The sequence below is a fragment of the Azospira sp. I09 genome, from assembly GCF_009177135.1.
Taxonomy (GTDB): Bacteria; Pseudomonadota; Gammaproteobacteria; order Burkholderiales; family Rhodocyclaceae; genus Azospira; species Azospira oryzae.
Window position 1 is genome coordinate 720932 of record NZ_AP021844.1, and the last position, 14794, is coordinate 735725.

Below are 14794 nucleotides of genomic sequence, written 5' to 3' on the forward strand. Positions count from 1 at the left end.
GGCGGCCCCCTTAACAGGGCGCCCGGGTCATCCTAGTCAGCCTGGAAGCGCCGCTGCACTTCGCCGCTGGGGCCGGCGGCATTGAAACTGCGCTCCGTCAGGCAGACCTCTCCCTGCCGATCCACCGTCAGGACGGTGGAGGCCCGGGTGCCGTATGCCGGCGACTGGACGAAGATGGCGGAGAGCATTCTTTCCCATTCCAGGGAGACGCCGGTATCCGGCAGGTGCTCGTCGGGCCAGCGGGTGGGATCGGCCAGCAGACGGAACAGGGATTCTGTCTCCGGCAGGGCCTGCAGGGCTTCGCTGAAACGGGCCTTGGCCGCCACCAGCTTGGGCCAGGGGGTTTCCAGGAGATGGTTGGAAAGGCCGTAGATGCCGGGCGGAAGTTTCTGGATGCGGCCCTGCCGGTTGGAGTAGTAACAGAGGCTGTCCCGGTCGGCGAGAAACAGGTTGAAGCCGCCGTAGGCTCCGCCGTCCAGTCCGGAGAGGAAGTCCCGGGGCGAGAGGTCGCCGGCCAGATAGTCCCGGGTCAGGTCGCCCCGGGAACGCTGGCCTTCGGGAGCCTTGGGGTCCCGGTAGTTGGTGACGGCGGCAAAGCGCTGGCGCCGGTCAATGCCGAGCCAGGTGCCGCCGGCCTGCAGGTCCCTTCCGGCCAGGATGCCGGGCTGGTCGCTCCAGAAATCGGCGGCCAGGGTGGGGCGCGCATGGAATTCATCCCGGTTGGCACAAACCGCCAGGGGGTAATCCGGATGGGTCTGCCAGGCGAGGAGGATGAGGCACATGGGAAACCTATAGCCACAGAGGGCACAGAGATCTCAGAGAAAAGACAGGAAGGCCGTAGGCGCCCGTAGTACGGCTACGACGGTGAAACCGTGACAGTTTCCCCTGCTGGTCTCTGTGTCCGCTGTGGCATTAGTTTTAGTAAGGCAGGGGCAGCAGTTCCAGCACCGGGCCGTCCGGGCTGCCGGCATGCACCGGGCCGCCGCTGGCGCAGTTTTCCGGAATCACCGCCAGCAACTCCCAGCTGCCGTCGGCTGCCGGTGCCCCATTGACCACGGTGCCGCCATGGTTCTCGTCGGCCAGGGTGGAGAAGAGGGCGTCGCCGGCCTTTACCGTAGCGGCCACCCTGGCGCGGAAGAGGGAGCGCTTGACCTTGCCCAGGTACTGGGTGCGGGCGACGATTTCCTGGCCCGGGTAGCAGCCCTTGTGGAAGCTGACGCCGCCGATGCGTTCGAAATTGGCCATCTGGGGCACGAAGGCTTCCTGGGTGGGGCCGCTGATGTGGGGAATGCCGGCCTGGATCTGCAGCCATTGCCATACCGGCGTGCCCACGGGGCGGGCACCGGCGGCCAGGGCTGCCCACAGGCTGGGCGCGGCGGCCACGGCCACGGCGATTTCGAAGCGCTCGTTGCCTTCCAGGCGGATCACCTTGCCCGCCGGCGCCTCCTGGGCTTCCAGGGGCTGGGCCGGCACCGGCAAACCTGCCTGGGCCAGCAGGGCGGCGCTGCCCGGTCCGGCCAGGCCGATCAGGGCCACTTCGTCGCTGCGACTGGTGATCTGCACCTTGGCCCGCAGCACAAACATCTGCAGGCGCTTCTGGATGGCGGGCTGCAGTTCGGCAGCCAGCTGCACCTGGTAGGCGTCGCCTTCCTTCCACAGCAGGAAGCTGGCCAGCATGCGGCCCTTGGCGGTGCACCAGGCGGAATGCTGGGCCGCATCCGTTTTCAGGTGGTTCACATCGCTGGTCACCTGGTTGTGCAGAAAGGACTTGGCATCCTCGCCGCTGACGGCGATCAGGCCCAGGTGAGAGAGGGGAGCCAGCACCGGGCCGTTCAGGGCGGCCTGGCGTTCGCCGGCGGCATCGCCGAAATCGGTGACCAGATCGGCGTCGAACTTGGCGCCAGCCGTTTCCAGGGTGGTTTTCCAGAGAGCGTTCATGGGGATTTCCGTGGCAATTGGGGGAAAGTTAAGGGTTTTCGTGAGTCGCTTGTCGGAAACGGTCGGCCATCGGGGGCCGGCTCGTACAGCAGGTCCGCGTCGTCATTGGACGGCGCGGGCGTCAATAGCTGGGGAGAATACAGGGCTTGGGCTATTATATCGCCTCCTTTTATCCCGAATTCTCGGCAACGGCCAGGCCGGTGGCGGCAGCCGTTCCCCTAGACCCGCTTTCCTATGCGCTTGTTCCGCAGACTGTTGTCCCTGCTGATCCTCGCGGCCCTGCTGGGCGGCGGTGGCCTGGCCTGGTTGGCCCTGAGCCCGGTCCGCCTCAATGCCTCGCCTCTGGACTTCCAGGTGCAGCCCGGCAGCAGTGCCCGCGCAGCCGCCCGGCAGATGGTGGAGGCGGGCATCGATCTCAATCCCTGGGCCTTCGAGGCCCTGGCCCGGGCCAGCCGCAGCGCGGCGGCCCTCAAGGCGGGCAGCTACGAGGTGGAGCAGGGCATCACCCTGTGGGCCCTGCTGCAGAAGCTGACCCGGGGCGACGTCAGCCAGAGCGAACTGGCCATCATCGAGGGCTGGAATTTCCGCCAGCTGCGGGACAAGCTCAACGCCCATCCCGATCTGCGCCATGACGGCGCCGGTTTGTCGGACCGGGAACTGCTGCAGCGCATCGGCGCCGCCGAAAGCCATCCGGAAGGACTGTTCTTTCCCGACACCTATCTCTTCAGCAAGCAGTCCAGCGACGTGGACCTGCTGGCCCGGGCCTACCGGGCCATGCAGAAGCGCCTCCAGACCGAGTGGGCGGCCCGGGACCCGGGCCTGCCCCTGCAGCATCCCTACCAGGCCCTGATCCTCGCTTCCATCGTGGAAAAGGAAACGGGTCGGGCCGCGGACCGGCCCCACATCGCCGCAGTCTTCGTCAATCGCCTGCGCCAGGGCATGCTGCTGCAGACCGACCCCACGGTCATCTACGGCATGGGCGAGCGCTTCGACGGCAACCTGCGGCGCCAGGACCTGCTCACCGATACGCCCTACAATACCTACACCCGGGGCGGCCTGCCGCCCACGCCCATCGCCATGCCCGGCCAGGCGGCCCTGCAGGCGGCGCTCCATCCCGCTGCCAGCCCGGCCCTTTATTTCGTCGCCCGGGGCGACGGCAGCAGCCATTTTTCCTCCTCCCTGGACGAGCACAACCGGGCGGTAAACAAATACCAGCGGGGCGGACGTTGATTACAGGATGACCATGCGCGGAAAATTCATCACCTTCGAAGGTATCGACGGGGCCGGCAAGAGCACCCACATCCAGTGGCTGGCGGACCAGCTCACGGCCCGGGGCAAGAGCGTGGTCACCACCCGGGAGCCCGGCGGCACGCCCCTGGGGGAAAAGCTGCGGGCCCTGCTGCTGGCCGAGCCCATGCACCTGGAAACCGAGGCCCTGCTGATGTTCGCCGCCCGCCGGGAGCACCTGGCCGAGGTCATCGAGCCGGCCCTGGCGGCCGGCACCTGGGTCATCTCGGACCGTTTCACCGATGCCACTGTGGCCTACCAGGGCGGCGGCCGGGGGCTCTCCCTGGACAAGCTGAAAGTCCTGGAGGACTGGGTCCACGGCCACCTGCAGCCGGACCTGACCCTGCTTTTCGATCTGCCCCTGGCGGTAGCCCAGGCCCGCATCGGCAAGGAGCGCATCCTCGACCGCTTCGAGCAGGAAGAGGCCGACTTCCACGAGCGGGTGCGCCAGTGCTATCTGCAGCGGGCCGGCCAGTCCAACGGCCGCATCCGGGTGGTGCAGGCTGACCGGACCGTGGATGAAATCAAGAAATCAATTGAAGAATTGATTTCAAATATTTGTTTATGAATATATTTCAATTACAGGAATCGGCCTGGCAACGGCTCCAGGGGCGGCGTGCCCAGCTTCCCCACGCCCTCCTGCTGATCGGCCAGCGCGGCGTCGGCAAGTTCGAACTGGCCCGGGCCTTTGCCGCCGGCCTGCTCTGCGAGGCGCCGGGCATGGACGGCCATGCCTGCGGCCAGTGTTCCGCCTGCAACTGGCTGGGGCAGGGCAACCACCCGGATTTCCGGCTGGTGCAACCGGCGGCCATGAGCGACGAAGAGGCCGAGGCCGACGAGGAAACGGGCAAGAAGAAGCCCAGCCAGCAGATCACCATCGACCAGGTGCGGGGGCTGGACGACTTCCTCCACGTCGGCACCCACCGCCAGGGGGTGCGCATCGTGCTGCTGCACCCGGCGGAGGCCATGAACCGCAACACCGCCAACGCGCTGTTGAAGAGCCTGGAAGAACCCCGGCCCGACACCCTGTTCCTGCTGGTGTCCAGCGAGGCCGACCGGCTCCTGCCGACCATCCGCAGCCGCTGCCAGACCGTGGAAGTGCCCCTGCCGTCGCCCCAGGCGGCCACCGCCTGGCTGGCGGCGCAGAAGGTCAGCGACGGCGGGCGCTGGCTGGCCCTGGCCGGCGGGGCGCCGCGCCTGGCGGCGGAACTGGCCGGCAGCGGCCAGCGCAGTCTGCTCGATGCCCTGCTCGGACAGTTGCAGAAGGGACGCCAGCTGGACCCCATTGCCGCGGCCGCTCTGATCGAGAAAACCCTCAAGGCGGACAAATCCGGCGCCCTCACCATGAAGCGGACGGTGGAATGGCTGCAGAAATGGAGCGCCGACCTGGCTCTGGTGGCGGAGGGGCTGCCGCCGCGCTACTTCCAGGACGATGGCGCTACAATAGGGCAGCTGGCGGCTTCATCAAGCACTATTAAAATAATAAATTTCAATAGATTGCTGATTAAATTTAAAGCTCAATCTGAGCATCCGTTGAACCTGCGCCTGGTACTGGAAGAACTCTTCTTCGCCTACCGGGCCCTGTACTGAAAGACGCGAGGACCCCATGTCGGACACCAATGCCGCAAGTTCTGCCGCTCCAGCCGCCGCCGGAGCCCGCCCCAGCGTTCTCTCCCTCAACATCAATTCCAAGTCGGCCCTTTACGCCGCCTACATGCCCCACCTGAAAAACGGCGGCATCTTCATCCCCACCAACCGTCGCTACACCCTGGGGGACGAAGTTTTCATGCTGCTCTCCCTGATGGAGGACCCGACCAAGCTGCCCATCGCCGGCACCGTGGTCTGGGTGACCCCGGCCGGGGCCCAGAACAGCAAGGCCCAGGGCATCGGCATCCATTTCAACAACGACGAGAGCGGCATCGAGGCCCGGCGCAAGATCGAAGGCCTGCTCGGCGGCCTGCTCCAGTCCAGCCGCGCCACCCATACCATCTGAGGGCCCTGGCGGCCCCGCGTAGAGAAACCATGCTTGTCGATTCCCACTGCCACCTGGACTTTCCCGACCTGGCCGCCAGGCTGCCGGAAATCCTGGCCAAGATGGCAGCCAACCAGGTCCAGGCCGCCGTCTGCATCGGCGTCAATCTGGAGGACTTCCCCCGGGTCCTGGCCCTGGCCGAGGCCCATCCCCAGTTGCTGGCCAGCGTCGGTGTCCATCCCGAACACACGGAAGGGGCCGAGCCCACGGTGGAGCAGCTGGTGGCCCTGGCCGCCCATCCCCGGGTCGTCGCCATCGGCGAAACCGGGCTGGATTACTACTGGCACAAGGACAAGCCGGAGTGGCAGCGGCAGCGCTTCCGCACCCACATCGCCGCCGCCAAGGCCTGCGGCAAGCCCCTGGTGATCCATACCCGGGACTCGGCCGCCGACACCATCCGCCTCATGGCGGAGGAGGGGGCCGGAGCGGTGGGCGGCGTCATGCACTGCTTCACCGAGGACTGGGAAGTGGCCAAACAGGCCCTGGACCTGGGTTTCTACATTTCCTTCTCCGGCATCGTCACCTTCAAGAACGCCAAGGTGGTCAAGGAAGTGGCCGCCAAGGTGCCCCTGGAGCGCATCCTGGTGGAAACCGACTCGCCTTACCTGGCGCCCACGCCCTTCCGGGGCAAGACCAACGAACCGGCCTACGTGCGCCACGTGGCCGAGGAAATCGCCACCCTGCGCGGTCTCACCCTGCAGGAGGTGGCCGCCGCCACCACCGCCAATTTCTTCCGCTGTTTCCCTGCCGCCGGCACCGCCCTGGCCGCCTGACCCTCGAGGAACCACCATGCGCAAGCTCCTGGCAGCCCTGCTGCTCTCCCTGGCTTTCCCCCTTGCCCAGCCGGCCCTGGCCGGCATCTACGACGACACCCTCAAGGCCGTGCTGGAAAACCACACGGAGGAGGCGGTGGCCCTGCTGGAGCGTGGCATTGATCCCAATACCGCCGATGCCGAAGGCAGCACCCTGCTCATGCTGGCGGCCCGCAACGGCAATGCGGAGCTGGTGGACCAGCTGATCCTGCGCCGGGCCAAGGTCACCGCCCGCAACCGTTTCGGCGACGACGCCCTGCTGCTGGCCAGCTTCCGCGGCCATCTGCCGGTGGTGAAGCTGCTCCTGGCCGGCGGTGCGCCGGTGAACCGCAGCGAAGGCTGGCCGCCCCTGGCCTATGCGGCCTTCAACAACCAGCTGGAGGTGATGGAATACCTGCTGGCCCACGGCGCCGACATCAACGGCACCAGCGACAACGGCACCACCGCCCTCATGGTGGCAGCCCGCAATGCCCATATTGAAGCGGTGCGCCTGCTGCTCAAGCACAAGCCGGATGTGGACAAGATCAACGAGGCCGGCGGCACCGCCCTGAAGTGGGCAGTGGCCGCCAACAATACGGAAATCGCCGACCTGCTGCGCCAGGCCGGCGCCGTGCTGGAGTAAGCGGGGACACCGGCTCCGGCCGCTCCCGATTTTTCCTGCAGCAACCTGGTTTCGGGAGGAACTCTGCCATGCAACGACGTGACTTCCTGCTCGGCGCCGGCGCTTCGGCGGCCCTGGGCGCGGCTACGGTCCGGGCGGCGGACGGCCAGCCGGTGGTGCGCTGGCGCCTGGCCTCCAGCTATCCGAAGAGCCTGGATACCCTCTACGGCGCCAGCGAAGTGCTGGCCAACCGGGTGGCGGCCCTGACCGAGGGACGCTTCCAGATCCGCCCCTTCGCCGCGGGCGAAATCGTCCCCGGTCTGCAGGCCCTGGATGCGGTGCAGCAAGGCACCGTGGAGTGCGGCCACACCCTGGGCTCCTTCTATGTCGGCAAGAACCGGGCATTCGCCTTCGACAGCGTCCTGCCCTTCGGCCTTACCACCCGCCAGCAGACGGCCTGGATGCATTTCGGCAACGGCCTGACCCTGCTGCGGGAGCTGTACCGGGATTACGGCGTCATCAACTTCCCCGGCGGCAACACCGGCGCCCAGATGGGGGGCTGGTTCCGCAAGGAACTGCAGGGCCTGGCCGACCTCAAGGGCCTGAAGATGCGCATTCCAGGCCTGGGCGGGGAAATCATGGCGCGCCTGGGGGCGGTGCCCCAGACCATTCCCGGGGCCGACGTCTATCCGGCCCTGGAAAAGGGCGCCATCGACGCCGCCGAATGGTCCGGCCCCTACGATGACGAGAAGCTGGGCTTCTTCAAGGTGGCCCGCTACTACTACCATCCGGGCTGGTGGGAGCCCAGTGCCCAGCTGAGTTTCCTGGTCAATGCCCGGGAATGGGAAAAGCTGCCCAAGGCCTACCAGCAGGCCTTCGAGGTGGCGGCGGCAGAAGCCCACCTGCTCACCACCGCCGAATACGACGCCAAGAATCCGCCGGCCCTGACGCGCCTGCTGGCCCAGGGCGTCAAGCTGCGCCGTTTCCCGGATGACGTGATGAAGGCCGCCTACAAGGCCGCCTTTGCCTTCTACGACGAGGAAGCCGAGCGCAATCCGGTGTTCCGCAAGATCTATAACGACTGGCAGCGTTTCCGCAGCCAGCAACAGGCCTGGTTCCGCATCGGCGAAACCGGCATCGAAAACTTCATGTATTCGCAGAACCTGCAGAAATAAGAGTCCCCATGGAAGAACAGACCCTGAACGATCCCGTCGCCGACCTGGCGCCCCACGCCCTGCAACGGGAAGCCGCCCGCCTGGCCCAGGAGGCCTTTGCCCTGGCTTTCCGCCAGACCCTGGAGGGCAAGGGGGAAGAGCGGCCCCAGATCATCGCCCAGATCGTCCAGCGCCTCATGGGCTGGGCCAACGACAAGCGGGAAGGGGAGGCGGGCGACCACCATGCCGGCCGCCACCTGCGCCAGGCCATGCTGCTCAGCGGCCTGGATCAGTGGGGCCTGGCCTATGCCCAGGTCTACGGTCCCAGCGCCATGACCGGCCTCTCGGCCATGGTGGCCGGCCTGCGCGCCGGCCTGGACGGGGCCGGGGAGAGCGAAGGCTACCAGGCCTTCTTCGAGCGCCTGGTGAACGAGGAAACGGCGGCCTTCAGCTTCAAGTCCGACCTGCGCCAGGCCATCCACATGGCCCTCTGGCACACCATGATCGCCACGGAAAACCGGGGTGAGGCCCTGCAATTGCTGCAGCAGCTGGGCGGCATGATGCTGGCCTTGCCCCAGGCCATGCCGCAGCACGGCTGGATGATCCTGGCCAACACCCTGGCCGACATCCAGATCCGCTGCCTGGCCCACGCCCTGGCGGCGGAAGGCCTGGGCCAGGAAATGACCCAGGAGCTGTTCGGCGCCCTGGCCAAGCAGTTGCCGGGGGAACTGCGTTCCCAGGTGATGGGCAATGCGGCCCGCACGGTGCTGGAATGGCAGCAGACCAACCGGGCCCAGGGCACGGTGCATTAAGGTGGAAGCAGGGGAGGGCTGGCAGGCCTGGTTCGACGGCGCTGCGGCCCCCAATCCGGGCCGCATCGGCCTGGGCGGGCTGCTGCTGTCGCCCGGCGGCGCCCGGCAGGAGCTTTCCCTGCGTCCGGGGCAGCTGGGCTGTAATAACGAGGCGGAACTGCTGGCCCTGGCCGAGGTGCTGGACCTGGCCTGGGCCGCGGGGGCGCGGCGCCTGACGGTGCGTGGTGACAGCGATTTTGCGGTACGCCACCTGCAGGGGCAGGCCCATACCGCGGTGCCCCATCTGGCAGAACTGTTGCAGACCGTGCTGGCCAAGGCGGCCCGTTTCGAGGCGGTGCAGTTTCTCTGGGTGCCACGGCACCGCAACGGCGAGGCCGATCGTCTATCCCGTCAGGCCCTGGGGCTGACGACGGAACCGGTGCAACGCCCCATCAGCAAACGCCGCCGTTAGAGGGTTGGCCGGGAATCGTGCGAAATCCTCAAAAAAACAACTTAACTTATTGTTCGTGAAGGGAAAATAACTTGGTTTAGGGTAAGGCCAGTTTTCACTGGCCTTACCCTCTTCTCATCAATTGAGGCTTAGGTTCCGCAGGTCAGCGCCTTATTTGCGCTGACGAAAACGCTGTCGGGCTTGGATCTGAACTCTGTGTCTGGCTGGCCGTTGTGCGACTTGCACATCGGTGCAATGTAGTTGAGTTTTCGAAGTGCTTCATTATCAAGCTTCGGCAGTATCACGTGCGCCCCTACCTCCGCCAGTGAATTGCACCCCGCTACATGACATGTTGGCGTTGAGGAAACCTTGGTGAAGACCTTCCAGTGGTCCAACCAAGATCCGCACTTACAGTCCTTGTCCGAGGTCCCATTAAGATTCTTCATCGTAACGGAACCATTGGTGGTCAGTGTCTTGCTCATGAGCATCTCCCAAAAGTAACCACGCACGTGCATGGCAATTCATGATATTGGGATTTTTCCTGAAGAAATCAATAGTCATTGACCTTGGTTTGCTGATTCAGCCTCCAAAATCCGGAACCCGTCATCTAGTACCGCGGCCTTACGTCGGAAGTCCAGCACATAGTCACCAAAACGATTGATGTGCTCCAGCCGGTATGGCGCCAGGCCAGCCAATACTTCCTGGTTGATCAGAGAACCTTCGGCTCGTAGTTGCTTTAGGACCCGACTCATCCCCACCACATTGTGCAAAATGACCATGTTGGCGATCAGATGGTTGTATTTAATGACCTTGCGCTGTTCGTGGCGCAGGTTTTCGGCGATCTCCCCTTCTCCACCGAAGAAGAGTTTTTTCGCAAAGCCATTGAATTGCTCCGACTTGTTGGTTTCTGCGTGGATGAGCCGGCGCAGTTCAACGTCACCAACATATTTCAGCAGGAACATGGTTCGGACTACCTTGCCGAGTTCCTTAAAGGCGAAATACAGCTTGTTCTTTCGGCTGTAAGTACCGAGGCGGCGCAGGATAGCCGATGCTGAAATCTTTCCAAGCTTGATCGAGACAGCCACGCGCAGCATGTCTGGCAAATGGGTTTCGATCATCTGCCAGTTGATGTCGTCGCTGAAAAGACGATCGATATGGACGAACCTCTTGTTACTCTCGGGCCGATGAAACACCAGATCCTTGATGCCACGGATGCGCGGCATCAGCTTAATGCCTAAGAGATGGGAAAGCGCAAACACCGTGTAGCTCTGGGCCTGGGTGTCGCCATGGATGGTATCCGGCCGGACATCCGAGGTGTTGGTCATCAACCCATCGAGGATGTGCGTACCCTCGTAGGTGCCGCAGGAAATGAAGTGACTGAACAGCGCGATGAACTTGTCGGAGACATGGTAGTAGCCGATGCCGCCATAGCCGCCGTAGCGGATGTGGTGCTCGGAAATCAGGTTCTGCTCGTAGAGGTTCCATTTCGTGCCGTCGGCCGAGGCATGCTTGCCTGAACCCCAGTAGCTGGGCAATTCGAACTTGTTATAGGCGTTGATAACCTTGACGATGGCCTTTTCCAGTACCTCTTCCGTGATGTACTTGATGTTGAGCCAGGCAATCTGCTTGCGGCTCATCCCTCGAATTGAACGTGCCGTCTGAGTGGGCCCAAGGTTACAGCCATAACAGAACAAGGTACTGATTACTCTTGGACGCAATTCCTCGATCCGACTCTCTGTTCCCATCAAGGGACGGAATAGCTTGTGCAGTTGCAGCCAGCGCTCCGTGTCGATCAGTACGTCAACAATGCTGATGTTCTCCAGATGCTCAGTGATCAGCAGGTCGATTGTCCTGATGCCAGGCGGTAGTTCGCTGGCTGGTGGCTTCTTCAGGATTAGCCGGCCATCGACGATTTCGGCATAGGCGTTGTCCGGAAACTCTGCATCGACGGCTTCGGCGGTCTCCAACAAAGCCGCCTTCAAGGTCTCCGTAAAGGCTCTGGGGTCGGTTTCGACACCGGTCACTTCGCCGTACTGGGCCAACTCAGAATTCAGAGTATCGTCGTCAACCAGCTGCTCCCGGTAGTCGTCGTAGCGCTCGCCATGCTGGATGAACAGATCACCCGATTTCAATTCATCACGGATCGCATACAGGACCGCCAGCTCAAAGTAACGGCGGTTGAGGGCAACGATCTGTCCATCGGCACGTTCAGAGACGACCAGTTTTCGCCAAGCCGTAGGTAGCCATAGGAAATCTTCCTCAGCATTCAGCCCAACTAAGGACAGTGGGACGATTTCATGGCGGGTGCCACGCAGCGCCTGCAACGCTGCCATCATCCGGATCAAGGTGTCATCCTCGCTGCTGCTCTGGGGATTGACGATCTCGATGCAGTTTAGCAACTGGGCACGAACAACCTTATAGGGTTGGACGAGGAACGGCAGATGATTACGCCCCGCATAAGCCATGTGCTCATCACAGATGGCTACCAGGTCATCGACATTGGCTATCAGGCTGCCACCGATGGCCTCCACGCGTTGATGATCCGTACCGTCGATCCGATAGGCCAGCAACATCTCTTTCAATTGCCCGATCAGGCGGTCGGTCCGCTGCTGGTGTTCCTGCTGGTATTCGCCTAGCTTGTTGCGTGCCTGGTTATCCAGGTTCTGAAGCATACGGACGAATAGGTCGGCAGCATCGTCGAGCGTCTGGGCAAATTGCGAACGGATATAGATGACGGCCAGTGCGTAGCGTTTCTGTGGCCTCAGTTCCGCCATTTCCGTCGCATCCAACGAGCGGGCGATATAGCGATACTGCTTGAGCTTTGGGACGGGGATATCCGGTTTTGGCAGTTGGTCGACCAGTAGCTGGAGCCGACGGATATGCTGAAGGTAGGAGCGGGTTTCCTTATTGGTCGGTTTCTTCGGTTCTCGCTTGAGTAGATTCCAGGTGCTGCTGGTATCGCCCGACTTGACCTTGAACAGGCTGTCGATCAAGGCTTTTACCTTGGCATCAAGTTGATCGGTAATACTCGCAAAATGGACATCGTGGATTTTCTCCCGGGCCTGGATGGCTAGCCGATCAAGCGTGGAGAAACCAGGTAATTCGTAGCGATGATGAACCAGTTCTTCAAGCATTACGTTGACGATGTCTGCTACAACATGCCGGCTGTCTGCTGCTGTTTCAGCGATATGCCGCAACCAGGCACGCCCTTGGTCGTCCAGAGGACGAACATTCAGGTAGCGTCGAAGTGCTGCGATCAATGCCGTGCGCGTTGTCGTACGGTCGAACTGTCGGAGTTCGTCAAACCTTGCTGGTCGGTGCCCCGTTTGGGCCACAATATGCTGGCGAATCGCCGCCGGCACATCCTTGATATGGACAAAGTACCCAAGGCGCTGAAACAGTTTCAGGTAGATGAAGACTGCTGCGCGGGCAACGGGCCGCTTTACGGTCTTGTCGATGAAAGCGATTTCATCGGGCGTCAGGGTATAAATCTCGGCGAGATCCTGTGCCGATGGATCAGCTTTCAAGCGGGGATATGCGGTCTCGTGAAGCTGGGTCATGTAGCATCAATCCCAGTGCCTGCCAGTGGCCGGATCGCGGCAGACTACCTCCAGAAAGCACTCACGGGTGTCGGCAATACGATGGAGTTCATCGAGCAATGCGTAGAGATGATCGTCCAGGACATCTGTCGATGGGGTCGGGACGGAGATTTGATATCGACGACCATCCTGGTCCAGCGGTTGCGCCTGAAATCGGGCAAGGCAGGTACTCGCCATGTCCCGTAAGGCATTGGCGACACCGCGTCGACCGCCGTTGAAGGCGGACAGATCGATGGAAACCTCGATCGTTGTGAGGGCGACCTTGGGCAGGCTTGGCAGTTGCGGGGGCAAAACAGGCTGCTTTTCTGGGAGCACCCGATCCAAGCCCTGCTCGAAACGCACCTTCTGATCGGTGCTGACCCCATCCAGATAGCGCATGGCAGCCTTCACATCACGCCAGCCCACGTAATTCATCAGCTCCCGGAGGTCCCAGCCGCTCATGCCCGCCCACTGGGCGAAGCCACGGCGCAGCGAGTGGCTGCTGAAGGCGTCGGCATCGGCCACACCTGCCTGGCTCAATAACCTTCGAAGTATAGGAATGATGCTGCTCGGGGTCAGTTCGGCCTCGGATAGGTGCCCCCAGCGATCAATCTTGCGGAATAGCGGCCCTGCTGTCAGTTGGGACAAGGCCAGCCAGTCTTCGACCGCCTCGACTGGACACAGCCGGGACAAGGCTGGGCAAGAGTAGCTCCGGCCTTCCAGGTTGCGATCCCCCTTGCTGCGGGGCAAAAAGCAGGTCAGCCCCTCACCGGGTTTGATTTCGATGAATTCAATGCGAAGGTTGGCCAGTTCATCGGAGCGGAAGCCGCGCCAGAACCCGAGGAGAACCAGGGCCCGATCCCGCTTAAGTCGCAGGGTGCCGGCAGTATCTCCTTGGCGGACAGCTGCAGCCGTGGCCGTCGTCAGCCAGTCGGTAACACCGTGGAGGATTTCCAGTTCCAGCGGCTTGGCCCGCTTTTCCTGGGCCGGATGCAGGGTCCGAATGCCCTTCAAGAGTTGCCGAATCTTCGGAGCCTTGGTCGGGTCTGGAAAGCCATGATCCTGGTGCCAGCGGGACAGCGCCGCAAGGCGGTGCTTCAGTGTGTTCAGTGACAGTGATTCGGCATACGCAGCCAGGTAGCGGGCAATCGAGTCGATAGTTGCCGGTAACAAGCCTCCCCACTCAATCTCGAAGTGCTGGATGGCTGATGCATAGCTGCGCCGGGTATTGGCCCGTTCGGCCGCGCCAAGGTAGAGATCGACCTGACTCATCCCTCTATACCTTGGGGGACTTTAATGCGGTGCCGTGTACGCCGGAAATGTGATTTCCCGTCGGCTCCACGCCGATTCCTGATTGAGACAGTCCTTCAAGAATCCCGCAAGTTGAGGGGCGACGGTCGTCGGGACAACGGCTGCGTAGCTCAAGAAGCTGCTTTTCCAGCACTTGGAGTTCACCAATTCGACGGACGACATGCCCGATATGCTCATCCAGTAAGCGGTTTACCTCACCACAGTTTTCTTCTGGCGATTCCTTGAAGTGCAGCAGTGTTCGAATCTCATCAAGTGTCATGTCCAAGCCACGACAATGCCGAATGAACGTCAGTCGCTCCAGGTGCATTGACCCATAGATACGGTAATTCCCCTCGCTCCGCCCAGGCTCCGGCAACAATCCTTCGCGCTCATAGTAGCGGATTGTGTCCACATTACTTCTCGCCAAACGCGCCAGTTCGCCAATTTTCATTGCAGCCTCCCTAGTTCGCCTATCAAGCCCTGCTCGGCTGTAGCGCGATGATAGCCATGCCGCCGAGGCATATGGCACTGCCCAGCAGGTCCCAACGTGTCAGGGGGATTCCATCAACCCGCCATAGCCACAGCAAGGCGATCGCAACATAGACGCCGCCATAAGCAGCGTAGATGCGACCAGCGGCGCCTGGATGCAATGTAAGGAGCCAAGCAAATAAAGCCAGTGACACGGCAGCCGGGATCAGAAGCCAACGCTGTCGCCCCTGCGTCAGCACCAACCAGGGCAAGTAGCAACCGACGATTTCAGCCAGCGCGGTGACGATGAAAAGACTCAATATCTTCAGGAACTCCAACATGCCCTTCTCCTTGGCCCTTTCTATTGTAGCCGCTTGACCTTGAAGTGACTC

Annotated in this window: 16 protein-coding genes; 9 read left to right on the forward strand and 7 right to left on the reverse strand. The window is 62.6% G+C overall.

Annotated features, from left to right (window positions below):
- Positions 1-32: 32 nt before the first annotated feature.
- Positions 33-782, reverse strand: a complete 750-nt coding sequence (locus AZSP09_RS03300; protein WP_152089166.1) for an NRDE family protein — start codon at positions 780-782, stop codon at positions 33-35.
- 136 nt (positions 783-918) lie between these two features.
- A complete protein-coding gene (ygfZ, locus tag AZSP09_RS03305) occupies positions 919-1938 on the reverse strand; it encodes a CAF17-like 4Fe-4S cluster assembly/insertion protein YgfZ (RefSeq protein ID WP_152089167.1) in 1020 nt (339 codons plus the stop codon).
- A 234-nt stretch (positions 1939-2172) separates the two neighbouring features.
- Between ygfZ and mltG the strand changes: the two genes are divergently transcribed.
- From mltG to AZSP09_RS03350, 9 genes are all read left to right on the forward strand, one after another.
- Entirely contained in the window at positions 2173-3168 is a 996-nt protein-coding gene (mltG, locus tag AZSP09_RS03310; RefSeq protein WP_152089168.1) for an endolytic transglycosylase MltG, read from the forward strand.
- Between the two features lie 13 nt (positions 3169-3181).
- Positions 3182-3793, forward strand: coding sequence for a dTMP kinase (gene tmk / locus AZSP09_RS03315; protein ID WP_152089169.1), 612 nt, complete (start codon positions 3182-3184; stop codon positions 3791-3793).
- On the forward strand, positions 3790-4815 hold the full coding sequence (gene holB, locus AZSP09_RS03320; RefSeq protein ID WP_014237685.1) for a DNA polymerase III subunit delta': 1026 nt from the start codon (positions 3790-3792) through the stop codon (positions 4813-4815). Before tmk ends, holB begins: the two co-directional genes overlap by 4 nt.
- Positions 4816-4831: 16 nt before the next feature.
- Complete coding sequence (locus tag AZSP09_RS03325) at positions 4832-5218, forward strand: PilZ domain-containing protein (RefSeq protein ID WP_014237684.1); 387 nt, start codon at positions 4832-4834, stop codon at positions 5216-5218.
- Between the two features lie 29 nt (positions 5219-5247).
- Positions 5248-6030, forward strand: a complete 783-nt coding sequence (locus tag AZSP09_RS03330; protein ID WP_130458527.1) for a TatD family hydrolase — start codon at positions 5248-5250, stop codon at positions 6028-6030.
- A gap of 16 nt (positions 6031-6046) precedes the next feature.
- Positions 6047-6691 (forward strand): ankyrin repeat domain-containing protein, encoded by a 645-nt coding sequence (locus AZSP09_RS03335; protein ID WP_152089170.1) that lies wholly within the window; start codon positions 6047-6049, stop codon positions 6689-6691.
- A 68-nt stretch (positions 6692-6759) separates the two neighbouring features.
- On the forward strand, positions 6760-7845 hold the full coding sequence (locus tag AZSP09_RS03340; protein ID WP_152089171.1) for a TRAP transporter substrate-binding protein: 1086 nt from the start codon (positions 6760-6762) through the stop codon (positions 7843-7845).
- 8 nt (positions 7846-7853) lie between these two features.
- Positions 7854-8636, forward strand: a complete 783-nt coding sequence (locus AZSP09_RS03345) for a hypothetical protein (RefSeq protein WP_130458524.1) — start codon at positions 7854-7856, stop codon at positions 8634-8636.
- 1 nt (position 8637) lies between these two features.
- Complete coding sequence (locus AZSP09_RS03350) at positions 8638-9087, forward strand: ribonuclease HI family protein (RefSeq protein ID WP_197739044.1); 450 nt, start codon at positions 8638-8640, stop codon at positions 9085-9087.
- A gap of 128 nt (positions 9088-9215) precedes the next feature.
- On the opposite strand, the gene AZSP09_RS03355 is transcribed toward AZSP09_RS03350, so the two are convergent.
- The 5 genes from AZSP09_RS03355 to AZSP09_RS03375 form a co-directional block, all read right to left on the reverse strand.
- The gene (locus tag AZSP09_RS03355) at positions 9216-9548 is read right to left on the reverse strand and encodes a hypothetical protein (protein ID WP_152089173.1); all 333 of its coding nucleotides are present in this window, start codon (positions 9546-9548) and stop codon (positions 9216-9218) included.
- Between the two features lie 75 nt (positions 9549-9623).
- A complete protein-coding gene (locus tag AZSP09_RS03360) occupies positions 9624-12626 on the reverse strand; it encodes a Tn3 family transposase (RefSeq protein WP_109041812.1) in 3003 nt (1000 codons plus the stop codon).
- Positions 12627-12632: 6 nt separating this feature from the next.
- Positions 12633-13916, reverse strand: coding sequence for a site-specific integrase (locus AZSP09_RS03365; RefSeq protein ID WP_152089174.1), 1284 nt, complete (start codon positions 13914-13916; stop codon positions 12633-12635).
- A gap of 4 nt (positions 13917-13920) precedes the next feature.
- Positions 13921-14385 (reverse strand): Cd(II)/Pb(II)-responsive transcriptional regulator, encoded by a 465-nt coding sequence (gene cadR, locus AZSP09_RS03370; RefSeq protein WP_109041810.1) that lies wholly within the window; start codon positions 14383-14385, stop codon positions 13921-13923.
- Between the two features lie 22 nt (positions 14386-14407).
- Positions 14408-14743 (reverse strand): YnfA family protein, encoded by a 336-nt coding sequence (locus AZSP09_RS03375; protein ID WP_109041809.1) that lies wholly within the window; start codon positions 14741-14743, stop codon positions 14408-14410.
- Between the last annotated feature and the right edge of the window lie 51 nt (positions 14744-14794).

Coding starts and splice junctions, on each gene's coding strand:
- AZSP09_RS03355 (WP_152089173.1), bottom strand. CDS start 9,548: ATGAGCAAGACACTGACCACCAATGGTTCCGTTACGATGAAGAATCTT.
- AZSP09_RS03325 (WP_014237684.1), top strand. CDS start 4,832: ATGTCGGACACCAATGCCGCAAGTTCTGCCGCTCCAGCCGCCGCCGGA.
- tmk (WP_152089169.1), top strand. CDS start 3,182: ATGCGCGGAAAATTCATCACCTTCGAAGGTATCGACGGGGCCGGCAAG.
- cadR (WP_109041810.1), bottom strand. CDS start 14,385: ATGAAAATTGGCGAACTGGCGCGTTTGGCGAGAAGTAATGTGGACACA.
- AZSP09_RS03340 (WP_152089171.1), top strand. CDS start 6,760: ATGCAACGACGTGACTTCCTGCTCGGCGCCGGCGCTTCGGCGGCCCTG.
- AZSP09_RS03365 (WP_152089174.1), bottom strand. CDS start 13,916: ATGAGTCAGGTCGATCTCTACCTTGGCGCGGCCGAACGGGCCAATACC.
- AZSP09_RS03330 (WP_130458527.1), top strand. CDS start 5,248: ATGCTTGTCGATTCCCACTGCCACCTGGACTTTCCCGACCTGGCCGCC.
- ygfZ (WP_152089167.1), bottom strand. CDS start 1,938: ATGAACGCTCTCTGGAAAACCACCCTGGAAACGGCTGGCGCCAAGTTC.
- AZSP09_RS03375 (WP_109041809.1), bottom strand. CDS start 14,743: ATGTTGGAGTTCCTGAAGATATTGAGTCTTTTCATCGTCACCGCGCTG.
- holB (WP_014237685.1), top strand. CDS start 3,790: ATGAATATATTTCAATTACAGGAATCGGCCTGGCAACGGCTCCAGGGG.
- AZSP09_RS03300 (WP_152089166.1), bottom strand. CDS start 782: ATGTGCCTCATCCTCCTCGCCTGGCAGACCCATCCGGATTACCCCCTG.
- AZSP09_RS03345 (WP_130458524.1), top strand. CDS start 7,854: ATGGAAGAACAGACCCTGAACGATCCCGTCGCCGACCTGGCGCCCCAC.
- AZSP09_RS03360 (WP_109041812.1), bottom strand. CDS start 12,626: ATGACCCAGCTTCACGAGACCGCATATCCCCGCTTGAAAGCTGATCCA.
- mltG (WP_152089168.1), top strand. CDS start 2,173: ATGCGCTTGTTCCGCAGACTGTTGTCCCTGCTGATCCTCGCGGCCCTG.
- AZSP09_RS03335 (WP_152089170.1), top strand. CDS start 6,047: ATGCGCAAGCTCCTGGCAGCCCTGCTGCTCTCCCTGGCTTTCCCCCTT.